Annotated in this window: 9 protein-coding genes (1 of these 9 only partly in view); 3 read left to right on the forward strand and 6 right to left on the reverse strand. The window is 68.1% G+C overall.

From position 1 onward, the window contains the following. Positions 1 to 1,010, forward strand: the 3' portion of a protein-coding gene (locus CLM74_RS21145) for a benzoate/H(+) symporter BenE family transporter (RefSeq protein ID WP_099786370.1). It extends 181 nt beyond the left edge of the window; only the last 1,010 of its 1,191 coding nucleotides appear in the window; its start codon lies off the left edge, out of view; its stop codon occupies positions 1,008 to 1,010. Here the strand turns inward: CLM74_RS21145 and CLM74_RS21150 are convergent. From CLM74_RS21150 to egtB, 4 genes are all read right to left on the reverse strand, one after another. Next, positions 1,004 to 1,564 carry a DUF2628 domain-containing protein gene (locus tag CLM74_RS21150; protein WP_025875676.1) on the reverse strand — a complete coding sequence of 187 codons (561 nt, stop codon included), beginning with the start codon at positions 1,562 to 1,564 and terminating at the stop codon, positions 1,004 to 1,006. The genes CLM74_RS21145 and CLM74_RS21150 overlap by 7 nt on opposite strands. 30 nt (positions 1,565 to 1,594) lie before the next feature. Next, a complete protein-coding gene (locus tag CLM74_RS21155; RefSeq protein WP_105165064.1) occupies positions 1,595 to 3,730 on the reverse strand; it encodes a lytic murein transglycosylase in 2,136 nt (711 codons plus the stop codon). A 137-nt stretch (positions 3,731 to 3,867) separates the two neighbouring features. Beyond that, entirely contained in the window at positions 3,868 to 4,845 is a 978-nt protein-coding gene (gene egtD, locus CLM74_RS21160) for an L-histidine N(alpha)-methyltransferase (protein WP_105164889.1), read from the reverse strand. Next, on the reverse strand, positions 4,842 to 6,113 hold the full coding sequence (egtB, locus tag CLM74_RS21165; RefSeq protein WP_105164890.1) for an ergothioneine biosynthesis protein EgtB: 1,272 nt from the start codon (positions 6,111 to 6,113) through the stop codon (positions 4,842 to 4,844). The genes egtD and egtB overlap by 4 nt, the downstream gene beginning before the upstream one ends. A 146-nt stretch (positions 6,114 to 6,259) precedes the next feature. Between egtB and CLM74_RS21170 the strand changes: the two genes are divergently transcribed. Then, complete coding sequence (locus CLM74_RS21170) at positions 6,260 to 7,561, forward strand: GGDEF domain-containing protein (RefSeq protein WP_105165065.1); 1,302 nt, start codon at positions 6,260 to 6,262, stop codon at positions 7,559 to 7,561. Here CLM74_RS21170 and CLM74_RS21175 read toward each other — a convergent pair. Then, positions 7,543 to 7,935, reverse strand: coding sequence for a YchJ family metal-binding protein (locus CLM74_RS21175; RefSeq protein ID WP_032978546.1), 393 nt, complete (start codon positions 7,933 to 7,935; stop codon positions 7,543 to 7,545). The genes CLM74_RS21170 and CLM74_RS21175 overlap by 19 nt on opposite strands. A 72-nt stretch (positions 7,936 to 8,007) precedes the next feature. Here CLM74_RS21175 and CLM74_RS21180 point away from each other — a divergent pair, with 72 nt between their 5' ends. Next, entirely contained in the window at positions 8,008 to 8,787 is a 780-nt protein-coding gene (locus tag CLM74_RS21180) for a TSUP family transporter (protein WP_025875666.1), read from the forward strand. A gap of 92 nt (positions 8,788 to 8,879) precedes the next feature. Here the strand turns inward: CLM74_RS21180 and CLM74_RS21185 are convergent, their stop codons facing one another. Further along, positions 8,880 to 12,260 (reverse strand): ATP-binding protein, encoded by a 3,381-nt coding sequence (locus CLM74_RS21185; protein WP_025875663.1) that lies wholly within the window; start codon positions 12,258 to 12,260, stop codon positions 8,880 to 8,882. Between the last annotated feature and the right edge of the window lie 9 nt (positions 12,261 to 12,269).

Here is a 12,269-nt window from a genome sequence, read left to right on the forward strand (position 1 = left end):
TGGGCGTGACCTGCATCGGCCTGTCACTGCGCTACCGGGTGCCGGTGGTCACCGCATGGTCGACGCCTGGGGCGGCGATGCTGGTCGTCGGTGCGGGTGGCGCCTCTCTGTCCGAGGCCACCGGTGCGTTCCTGCTTGCGGCAGTGCTGGGCATGCTCGCCGGCTTCTCGGGAGTGTTCGCCCGGCTGATGAAACGCGTGCCCATGGCCCTGGCCGCCGGCATGCTGGCCGGTGTACTGCTGCGCTTCGGGCTGGACGTGTTCGTGGCGATGAACACCCAGCGCGTGCTGGCATTGGCCATGTTCGCTACGTGGCTGCTGGGCCGCCGCCTGTTCCCCCGCTATGCGGTGATCGCCACCCTGCTGGTCGGCATCGCCATCGCTGCGAGCCAGGGTCTGCTGCATGCACAACAGGTGCACCTGCAACTGGCGGTACCGCAATGGGTCACTCCCTCGCTGTCGTGGACGGCGATGGTCGGCATCGCCCTGCCCCTGTTCGTGGTCACCATGGCGTCGCAGAACATTCCCGGTGTGGCGGTGATGCGCGCCTCCGGCTACGACGCGCCGGTGTCACCGGTGATCGGCTGGATCGGCGTGGTCAACACGCTGCTGGCGCCCTTCGGTGCCTACGCATTGAACCTGGCCGCCATCACCGCGGCGATCTGCATGGGCCGTGATGCCCACGAAGACCCGGCACGGCGCTACACGGCGGCGATGGCGGCCGGCGCCTTCTATATCGTCATCGGCCTGTTCGGGGCCACCGTAGCGGCCCTGTTCGCTGCCTTTCCCAAGGAACTGGTGGCCTGTGTGGCCGGCATCGCCCTGTTCGGCACCATCGGCAACAGCCTGGCCAGCGCATTGGCGGTGGAGCGCGACCGCGAGGCCGCGCTGGTCACTTTCCTGGTGACCGCCTCGGGCATGACGCTGGCCGGTGTCGGTTCTGCGTTCTGGGGCCTGGTCGCCGGAACGCTCTGCCTGTGGGTGCTGCGGCCGCGTTCGCCGGCTCAGTGATAGGTCTGCAGGAGGCCCTGGGTGATGTAACGCAGCGCGTAGATCAGGCCCAGGCAGACCACCACGGCCGAGGCGCGGGTGCCACCACGGCGAAGCAGCTCGGCGCGGATGCGGTTCGGCTGGCCGGCGTGGGTCGCCTGCACCCTCGCCAGCAGACGGCTGCAATGGCGCAGGTACAGGGCGTTGGCGAAGATGGCCAAGGCGATACGCGGGAGCAGCATGCCAAAGGCGATCTGCGGTATGCCCGCGTCGGCCAGCAGCATCAGGATCGGCAGCAGCGTGGTGACCAGGTAGAAGCCGATGGCGGCCAGGTACATCCGGCGATGCACCATCCACAGGGTGCCGAACAGGAAGGCGGGCCAGTTCCAGCGGCGCGGAGGCTTCGGCAGTGCACTGTCCACATGCCAGAAACGTCGGTAGGCGGCGGCATTGGGCCCGACCACCAGCGTCAGGTAGTCGGCATCTTCCAGTGCAGTGCCTACATCGGCGTCAGCGCCGGGCGCCAGATAGGGGTTCTCGCTACCGGGCGAGGTCTGCGGATCGAGGGTGCTCATGCTGGCCATCCGTGCCAAGGGGGAAGCCCGCTATAGCGGCGCGCTGGACAGGATCTGAAGCAGAACATGACGCCCACCCGGTGCCACGGTGACCACATCGGGCCCGGCGTTGGCCGCTTCCAGGCAGACATAGTCGCGCCAGCCGTCACCGACATCGGCCATCCTGGCGGCACCTTCGGCGCCAGGGTTCCATGCCACCAGCGAGCGGCTGCCTTCGGTACGGAGGTCGATGCGGCGCTTGAGCACCGGGTCGCGCAGCACATAGTGCCCGCCGGCCTGGGTGTAGATGCGGTCGCTGCGGCCCGGGTCACGCGGATCGCGCAGCGACCAGGGGCCCTGCTGGCGGCGCGGCTGGGCGTAGTTCTCGAACTTGTCGAGGTAGTCCAGGCCGTCGACGCCGTCGACATCGACCTTGCTGGCATCACCGACACGGAAGTAGTTGTGCAGCGCCTGGGTGATGGTGGCCGGAGCCTTGCCGGTGTTCTCAGTGACCAGCTGCTGGCGCAGTTCACGGCCGACACGGACGGTCATGGTCAGGCGTAGGCCGAGGTTGTCCAACGCCGGCGGGGCCAGGGTCAGCTCGATGCTGCCATCGTCGAGCCGGCGCGCCTGCTGCAGTTCCCAGGGCAAGGTGCGCACGAAACCGTGGGCGGGCACGTCGTCGCCCTGCCCCTGGCGGCCGAAGTAGGGCCAGCACACCGGGCTGCCGCCACGGATCGGCGTGGGCAGCGCAGCACGCTTGGGCGAGAGCCACATCACATCGGGCTGGCCCTTGGGCACGAACGACAGGAGTTGGCCGCCGAACACGCTGATCGCGGCGGTGGCCTGGGGAGTTTCCACCAGCCAGGCGTCGAGTCCCTGGAACTGGCCACTGCTGACACCCTGGATCTGTTGCACGCTGGATCGACTCCGGATGGCCGGCGACTGCACGGCACTGTAGTTGTTGGGAAGGCTGAAGCGGGTCGGCGCGGCTGGCGCCTGTGCCTGCGGTTGTGCCTGCAGCGCGCGCAGGATGCGCTGGCCGGCGCGACCGTCTGCGTCGGCCCATCCGAGCCGACGCTGCTCGACCTGGATGGCACGACGACTGGCGGTACCGATCATGCCATCGGCGGCGCCGATGTCATGGCCGCGCGCGAGCAGCAGGGTCTGCAGCTGGCGGCGCTCGTCGCGGCCAAGGCCAGGATCATCGGTTGGCCAGGCGGTGACCAGGCCGTTGCTGCCACGCAGGCGGTCGGCCAGGGTGGCGATGGCCAGCGCATAGCTCTCGGCCGCGTTGTAACTGTAGATCGCGTCGTAATTGCGGAACACCAGCAGCGCCGGGCCTTTTGTCCCGGACGGCAGCAGCAGCGCGGCGCGGGCATCGGCGGGCAGGCCGGACGGTGCCAGCGCGCTGCCGTCCAGGCCGGTCACGCCCAGTGCGCGCCAGTCGGCCAGTGACCGGCGCTGGGTGCGTCCCGCCTGGCTGGCGTTGAAACCGGCGGGGACACGGACTTCCATGCCCCACGGTTCGCCGGTTCGCCAGCCGGCACGCTTCAGATAGTTCGCGGTGGAAGCCAATGCATCGGGAATGCTGCCGACCAGATCGCGGCGGCCATCGCCATCACCATCGACGGCAATGCGTGCGTAGGTGCTGGGCATGAACTGGGTGTGGCCGAAGGCACCGGCCCAGGAACCGGTCAGGCCCTGCGCCTGCAGGTCGCCCTGGTCGATGAGCTTGACCAGCGCCAGCAGCTCGCCGCGGAAGAAGGGCTGCCGGCGGCCGGCACAGGACAGCGTGGCCAGCGACTGCAGCAGTGGGCGTTTGCCGAACACGCGGCCGTAGTCGCTCTCCACACCCCATACGGCGACGATGGTGACTGGATCGACGCCGTACTGCGCCGATACGCGCTGAAGCAGGTCACGGTGCTGCTGCAGCATGGCGCGACCGTCGTCCACGCGCTGGCGATCGACCAGTGCGGCCAGGTAGTCCCAGATCGGCGTGGTGAACTCCGGCTGCGCGTCGAGCAGCGGCAGCACGGTAGGGTCGGGCTGCAGTCCGGCGGTGATCGCATTGAAGCGGTCAGCGGCAATGCCCTGGCTGGCGGCCGTCGCCTGCAGGCCCGCCATGCAGCGGGCAAACGCGGGATCAGCGGTTGCCGCTGCTGCCGGCGGCGCGGCCGCTGGCATGGCAAGCGCGGCGGCCAGGCCGAGCGTGGTCAGAATGGGCATGGCGTCCTCCGTGTTGCCGGTGCTGCAGCCATGGTAACGCGGAGGGAGAGCAAGGTTGGGCGAGATTGCCGGCCAGCGACCGGTACTACCTGTGCCTAGGGTGAGGGGCGCAGGAGGCGCAGGCCATAGGCGGGATCGTCCGCGTTCCAGGATGCCGCCACCTCCAGCCCTGCCTGCTGCAGTAGGTGGCCGAAGCTGGCATCGGTGTACTTGTGGCTGTACTCCACGCGGATCGGTTCGCCAGCGCTGAAGTGGAAGGTACGGCCGTCGAGATGCACGTCCTGCTCGCGCTGGCTGACCAGATCGGTTTCGATGCGCAGGCGCGCGGTGCTGTAACGGGCCTGGTGACGGAAGCCGTCGAGATCGAAATCGCTGCCGACCTCGCGGTTGAGACGCGCCAGCAGGTTCAGGGTGAAGGCGGCGGTGATGCCATCGGCGTCGTTGTAGGCGGCTTCGATCAGTGTCGGGTCCTTGTGCAGATCGATGCCGACCAGGGCCAGGCCGTGCTTGCCCATGGTCTGGCGCATCGCGCGCAGCAGCGTGATCGCGTCCTCATCGGCGAAGTTGCCCAGCGTGGAGCCCGGGAAGAACAGCAGCCGGCGCGCGGCAGGCCGCTCTGGCGCGGGGACCTGCACAGGGCGGGTGAAGTCGGCACACACCGGCAGCATTTCCACGTCCGGCAGCGCCGGGGCCAGGTGGTCGATGCTGGACAGCAACGCCGCGCGCGAGATCTCGATGGGCGTATAGGCCACCGGGTCCTGCAGGGCAGCCAGCAGGCGCGCGGTCTTGCGGCCGCTGCCGCTGCCCAGTTCGACCACATGCACGCGCGGCCCCACCGCCTGCGCGATCTCCGGCAACACCCGGTCCAGCAGGGCCAGCTCGGTGCGTGTGGGGTAGTACTCGCGGGTGTGGGTGATCTGCTCGAACAAGCGCGAGCCGCGTGCGTCGTAGAAGTACTTGGAAGGCAGCTGCCGTGAGGCGTGCGACAACCCCGCCACGGCGTCGGCAAGGATCTGCTGGCGGCCGGGGGTAAGGTCGGTCAGCGCCTGCAGCGCATCCTGGACGGTACTCATGAAAGATCCCTTGCCAGGCGCAGGCCTGAGAACTGCCAACGCGCCGGTGGCATGAAGAAGTTGCGGTAGCTGGCCCGTACATGGCCGCGCGGCGTGGCGCAGCTGCCACCGCGCAGGACCCACTGGCCACACATGAATTTGCCGTTGTATTCGCCGAGGTTGCCGGCGAAGGGACGGAAGCCGGGATAGGCGCCATAGGCGCTGCTGGTCCATTCCCACACGTCGCCGAACAACTGGCGCAGTCCATCGCCCTGCCCTGCCATCGGGTGCAGATGGTCGTCGTCGGCGAAGTGGCCTTCGACAGGCTGCGAGGCGGCGGCCGCTTCCCATTCGAATTCGGTGGGCAGGCGGGCGCCGGCCCAGCGGGCGCAGGCATCGGCTTCGTAGTAGCTGAGGTGACAGACCGGCGCATGCGGATCGAGCTCGCGCCAGCCACCCAGGGTGAACTCGCGCAGCAGGTCGTCATCCCAGTACAGCGGATGCTGCCACTGCTCGGCCTCGCGCAGCGCCCAGCCTTCGCTCAGCCACCAGCGCGGATCGCGGTAGCCGCCGGCGTCGATGAAGGCGCGGTACTCGGCGTTGCTGAGCGGGCGTTCGGCGATGGCATGCGCAGGAAGCAGCACGCGATGCACAGGCGATTCATTGTCATAGGCGAAGGCTGCGTGCTGCGGCCAGGCGGACGCACCGATGCTGACGATGCGCTCGCCCTGTTCGACCCAACCCTGCGTGCCGAGGGCGCTGACGGCGATGGGCACGTCTTCGCGGTACGGCGGCTGCAGCGGATTGCACCAGAAGGCGTGCTTGATGTCGGTGAGCAGCAGTTCCTGGTGTTGCTGTTCGTGCTGCAACCCCAGCTGCAGGTGCTGCAGGGCGTCGCTGCCGAGATCGCCATCGCGCAGTCCTGCCAGCACCTGCTCATCCACATGCTGGCGGTAGGCGTGGACCTGCTGCAGCGAGGGCCGCGACAGCAACCCGCGCTGAGGCCGTGCGTGGGCGGGGCCGAGACTCTTGTAGTAACTGTTGAACAGATAGTCCCAGGCCGGATCCCAGGGTGTGTAGCCGGGCTGGCTGGCCAGCACGAAGCGTTCGAAGAACCAGGTGGTGTGGGCCAGGTGCCACTTGGCCGGGCTGGCATCGGCCATGCTCTGCAGCAGGGCGTCTTCCGGGCTGAGGGGTGCGGCCAGCTGCACGCTGCGCCCCCGCACATGGGTGAAGTGGCGGGCGAGGTCACGCTGCGGGGCAGCGACGGCGGCGGGTACGCTGTCCATGCGACCAGCTTCGACCGCTGCCGGTGAGCGCAATGTCATGGCCCGGTGCCGTGGTGTTCACATCAGGGCGCGCGCATTCAAGAAGGGCACCGTTGCGCCGCTAACGGCAGTGCTGCGGCCGCGTCGTGACCGCGCTGGAATTCCGTGTGTCCCATCATCCGCTTCGACAGCCTGTGCACTATCTGTTCGTGCTGCCCGCCGTGCTGGTCGCGCTGGTGCTGTGGGCGAGCCTGGAAAGCGATGATGTCGGCCGCGCCGGGCAGCGCATCCTGCCGTGGTTGCTGGCCTGCCTGGGTGCAGGGCTGGCGCTGCTGTACAACCAGGTGCGCACGCTGTGCCTGTTGCTGCTGGTGGCGCTGGCCTTCGCGGTGCTGCACCAGGACCTTGGGCACTACCTGCGCGAGGGCCGGGTGACGGCGTTGACGCCACTGCGCTTCCACGCGATCTCGACCTGGCTGCCGTTGCTGTTCGCCGTCCATGCGTTGTGGCCCGAACGTGGCCGCCGCCGCCAGGACCTGCTGCTGAGGGCCACGACCAGTGGTGTTGCGGTGGCGATCTTCATCCTGCTTGCCGCACAACAGCCACAGGGCATGCACGACCTGCTGTCGAACCGGCACTTCCCCTGGATACCGAGTGACTGGAACGCGCTGGCGCAGCTGCCTGCCGTGCTGTTCCTGCTGGCCACCGCTGCGCTGGCATGGCAGGCGTGGCGCCAGCCGCGGCCGCTGCATACGGCGATGCTGCTGGCCCTGCTGTGCCTGTGGTGGATGCTGCCGCGGATCTTCCTGCAGCCGGCACTGCTGCCGGCGCTGAGCGTAGCGGCACTGCTGCTGATGCTGGGCGCGACCCTGCAGGAGTCCTTCCACATGGCCTTCGGCGACGAGCTGACCGGCCTGCCCGGTCGCCGTGCGTTCAACGAGACCCTCAAGCGCGCCACCGGCACTTACAGCATCGCGATGATCGACGTGGATCATTTCAAGAAATTCAACGACACCCACGGCCACGACACCGGCGATGACGTGCTGAAACTGGTGGCCTCACGGTTGTCGCGGGTGGGCGACGGCGGCCGTGCGTTCCGTTATGGCGGCGAGGAATTCGCCGTGGTTTTCCTCGACCGCCCGGCATCGGCCTGCGTGGATGCGGTGGAGGCGCTGCGACAGGGCATCGAGCAGAGCCGCATGCAACTGCGCGACCGCAGCACGCGCACCCGCGACGATACGCTCGGCCAGCAGCAGCGCGGGCGCGGCGGTGGCGGTGCGGTGGTGCAGGTAACCGTCAGCATCGGCCTGGCCGACAGCCGGGTCGATCGGCGCCCTGCCGGGGTGGTCAAAGCGGCCGACCAGGCGCTGTATGCGGCCAAGGAGGAAGGCCGCAACCGCGTGTGCGCGCATGGCGGCCAGCGCGTGCTGGCCGTGCGCGGCAGCCAGGCTCAGACGGCGTCGAGGTAGTACCAGCGACCCTCGACGCGCAGGAAGCGGCTGTGCTCGGTCATTTTCACCGCGCTGCCGCCACCGACGCGGTAACGGGCGGTGAAGCGGACCTCGGCGCTGTCGCTGCCGGTCACCTGATGGTCCTGCACGGTCAGGCCCAGCCATTGGGTACGCTGGCCGGGGGCATCATCGAGCGACAGTTCTGCCGGACGGGTGTCCGGGTGCCAGGTCGCACGCAGGTAGTCCGGCAGGTGGCGCACATAGGCGCTGTAACGCGAGCGCATCAGGCGCTCGGCATCCGGCGCGGCGTCGCCGGCATGGAAGCGCCCGCAGCAGGCGGCGTAGTCGGCGGCCAGGCCACAGGGACAGGGATCGGGGGCGGTTCGGCTCATGCGGGTATTGTCGCGTGGGCGGCGGCAATGTGACAGGCGTATGCTGTCGCGCCCCCACTTCGATCGATCGCCGTGCTGGAACTGATTCCTCCTGAGTTGTGGTGGCTGGTGGTGATCGCCTTCATTGCCGGCCTGGTCGATGCGGCCGTGGGCGGCGGCGGACTGGTGCAGCTGCCCGGCCTGTTCACGGTACTGCCGCAGCAGACCCCGGCGATGCTGTTTGGCACCAACAAGTTCAGCTCGATGTTCGGCACCGGCGCAGCGGCATGGCGCTATGCGCGCAACGTGCGCTTCCCGTGGAAGCCGGTGCTGTTCGCCGCCGGTACGGCCTTCGTGTTCTCCTTCCTGGGCGCTACGGCGGTCAGCCTGTTGCCCAAGGACGCAGTGCGGCCGCTGGTGCTGGTGCTGCTGGTGGCGATGCTGGCCTACACGCTGTGGAAGAAGGACTTCGGTGCGCTGCACCGGCCGCAGGACATCGGCCGCCGCGAGCTGGTGATCGCGCTGGCGATCGGTGCGGCGATCGGCTTCTACGATGGCTTCTTCGGGCCCGGCACCGGCAGCTTCCTGATCTTCCTGTTCGTGCGCTTCTTCGGGCTGGACTTCCTGCGTGCGTCGGCCGCGTCGAAGGTGGTGAACCTGGCGACGAACGTGGCGGCGATCTCGTTCTTCGTACCGACCGGCAACATCCTGTGGCTGTTCGCGCTGCCGATGGCGGCGGCCAACATCATCGGTTCGGTGGTGGGCACGCGGTTGGCGCTGAAGGGCGGCACGCCGTTCATCCGCAAACTGTTCGTGGGCCTGGTGGTGGTGCTGATTGCGCGGATGGCGTGGGATACGTTCCGCAGTGCGTAAACGCGGTTGCCGGCCAGCGGCCGGCACTACCACTATCGGGGTTCATGACCCGGTAGGTGCCAACCTTGGTTGGCACGGCGTTTCCAGAGCGGTCAGGCTTCGGCTTCTTCCGGTTCGTCGGCCTGCTGGCGGCTGCGCTCCGGCAGCTTCAGGCGCTTGCCTTCTTCGTCGTACTCGATGAGCAGCACGCCCGAATCGTGGCGGCCACTGATCTCGACGAAGCAGGCGCCACCGATGAACGGTTCCAGCGTCATCACCGATTTCAGCGGGGTGGCCACCACCATCTGGAAACCGAAGTTGTCGAAGATGTTCATCGCCAGCGCGGTGAACTCGTTGTCGGCCTTGTCGAAGGCTTCGTCGAGCACGACTGCGGCGTAGCTGGGCAGCTGGCTGTCAGCGCCGCCGAGCTGGTAGCGCAGCGCCGCCGCCAGGCAGGTGGTGGCCAGCTTCTGCCGCTGGCCACCGGATTTGCCGGCGCCGCTGCGGTAGATCTCGACCTGCTGGCGCGTTTCCACATCCAGCTCCACGCCGATGAACTCCACGTGCAGGCGCACGTCCAGCACCACTTCGCGCCAGCGCTTGTCTTCGCCTTCCTGCGAGCCGAGGCGGTTGACCAGCTGGCGCAGGACGGTGAACTGCGTTTCGGCCAGGTCGCGCTGCTCGGTCTGCTGCTGCGACAACACCTCGCGCAGCTGCTGGTGGAACTCCTGCACTTCCGGCAGGCGCCGGTCGTTCAGTTCGATGGTCAGCAGGGTGCCACGGTTGAAGGGCACCTGCTCCAGGCTGGCGTTGACTTCGTCCAGGCGCTGGCCGATCGACTTGCGGGCCTCGGCGCTGTGACGCTGCAGCGCGAGCAGGTTGTTCTTGCTCTGGTTCTGCAGCAGGTCGAAGAAGCGTTCTTCGTGCTGCGGCAGGCCATCGCGTTCAAGGCGTTCGAGGCGAGCGAGGAAATCCTCGGCCGAGGCCACCGACACGGTGAAGTCGCCCGATTCTTCCGGCCACTGCTGGATGAAGCGGCGGAAGCAGCCCAGCAGCAGGTTCTCGATGCGGTTGACGTCCTGCTGCGAAGACGAGAGCTGTTCGTTCAGCGCGTTGCTGACCTGGCGCATGTGCGCTTCCAGCGTTTCCAGGCTGAGCGGGCCCTGCTCCTGCAGGCGCTCGGCCAGGCCGGCTTCCTGGTCTTCGGCCAGCGCTGGCAGGACCAGTGCCCGGCTCTGCTGGCGGGCACGGTCCAGGCGGTCGCGTTCGCGCACCAGCTGGCCGCGCTCGACGCGGGTGTCTTCGTAAGTGCGGCGGGCCTGCTCGATATCGGCGCGGGTGGCGTCGATCTGCTGGGCGATCCTGGCCAGGTCGGCATTGCCTTCGCGCAGGGCGTGCAGGCTGGCCTCGATGTCGGCCAGGCGCTGCTGCGGCGCGGCGACGTCGATTTCGTTCCAGCTGATGCCGACCAGCTGATGGCAGGCCAGGCGACGTTCGTTGTCGCGGTCACGCTGGCTGCGCAGGCGCGCGATGTCGGTATCGCAGCTGGCGATACGGGCGGCCAGCTCCTGGGCTTCCTTCTCGAAGACGGCCAGCTTGTCGCGGTTGCTGAAGCCCAGCAGCCAGCGGCGGCGATCATTGACCGCACTGCGGTCGTCCTTCTCGAAGCGATCGCCCGGATGCTTGACCTGGCCTTCGCGGGTGATGCCGCGGTCGACGTTGCGCAGCTGCTTGGCGTCCACGCATTCGTAGTCGAAGCGCTTGCCCAGCTCGCGGCGCAGCCAGCTTTCGAACACGTGATCGCGCAGTTCCAGCTTGTGCAGCAGCGACTTGGCGGACGGTTCGCGGGCGAACGCATCATCGTTGCGACGCACGCGGTAGTAGGTGAAGCGCATCCCCAGGTGGGTGCGGTTCACCCACTCGGCGACGTCGTTGTAGTGCTTGTCATCGACCAGCAGCGATTGCGCGAAGCCGCCGAGCACGCGCTCGATCGCGCCCTGCCAGCTCTGCTCTTCCGAGCGGACCTGGATCAGCTCGCCGACGAACGGCAGGGCCGCTTCGGAGATGCCGGTTTCTTCGGCCAGGCGTGCGCGCAGCTTCTGCATCGGCGCAGGAATGCTGGAGGGTGTGCGCTGCATCGCCTCCAGTTCGCCACGCACTTCGGAGAAGCGCCGCTCGTCGTCGCGCTTGCCGCCCAACCGTTCGCTGATGGCGTCGTCCAGGGCGCTCGACGCACGCTGACGGTCTTCCAGTTCGGACTGCGCCTGCTCGACCAGCTCGGCGAAGCCATGTGCATCCTCGGGCAGCGCGGCCTGCAGCTTCTGTGCGGCGTCACGCGCCTGCGCCTGCTTGGCCAGGCGGCGATCACGTTCGGCTTCGGCGCGGCCCTGCTCGCGTTCCAGTTCCTCGATGCGCTCACCACCCTGCTGGCGGCGCTGCAGTTCCAGCTCGGCCAGTCGTTCGGTGTGGTTGTCCAGCGCCGCTCGACGCTGCGCTTCTTCGCCCAGCAGGCCACGATCGCGCGTGTCCATCTCGCGCAGGCGTGCTTCGATCAGCAACTGGCGGCGGCTTTCGCGGAAGCTGTCGATGCCGAGCTTGAGCGCTTCGTCGTCGCCGCGACGGCGACTCATCGCCTGCAGGTCACTGTAATGTTCGCGCGCGGGCTGCAGGGTTTCGACCTGGCGCCGCGCGGTGACCACGGCCTGGTGCGCGCCATCGAGTTCGGCGAAATCGCTGACCAGTCGTTCGGCAGCGTCGAAGGTCTTCGGCGTGTCGAGCATGAAGTCGCGCAGGAAGACGTTCAGGTCACCCAGGTTCTTCGCCGACTGCGTCTTGTGCAGCAGCCGCAGCGCCATCTCGTTGTCGATGCCGAGCAGGTGGCGGAAGCGTTCGGCATAGCCGGAGAACGTGTCGAAGTGATGGACGTCGGCCAACTTCTGCTTGAGCTTGCGCAGGTCCAGATCGAAGCCGCCCAGATCCTTGGCGATGTCGAACGGACGCTCGGCGATCATGTAGTGCTTGCGCACGTCACCGGCGGAGGTGCTGCTGCCGGCGATCCAGAGCAGGCGTACCAGGCTGACCACGCGGCCATCGCCGGCGCGGTACTCCAGCACCAGCGCGGTCCAGGTCGCGCCCTTGCGCAGGTACTGGGTGGCGATTTCACCGGTGCCACTGTCCTGCTGGTCGGCCCACGCGCCGCGCACGTAGGACACCAGGTTGCGGTCGCGGCCGCTGCGTTCGGCTTCACGCGCTGCGGCGTTGAAGTCGACGATGGCCGGCGGCGTCAGCAGGGCGGACATGGCATCGAGCAGGGTCGACTTGCCCGAACCGGAGCGGCCGACGAACAGGAAGCCGCGCTCGGCGATCGGCACTTCGGTCAGGCCGTTGAAGGTGCCCCAGTTGTGCACCTGCAGGCGGCGCATGCGGAACTGCTGCAGGCGCGGGTCCGGCAGGCCTTCGTTGAACAGGGCGGGAGTGTGCTTGGAAATGGCCATGCGGTGCTC

This window comes from Stenotrophomonas sp. MYb57, from assembly GCF_002966815.1.
GTDB lineage: Bacteria > Pseudomonadota > Gammaproteobacteria > Xanthomonadales > Xanthomonadaceae > Stenotrophomonas > Stenotrophomonas indicatrix.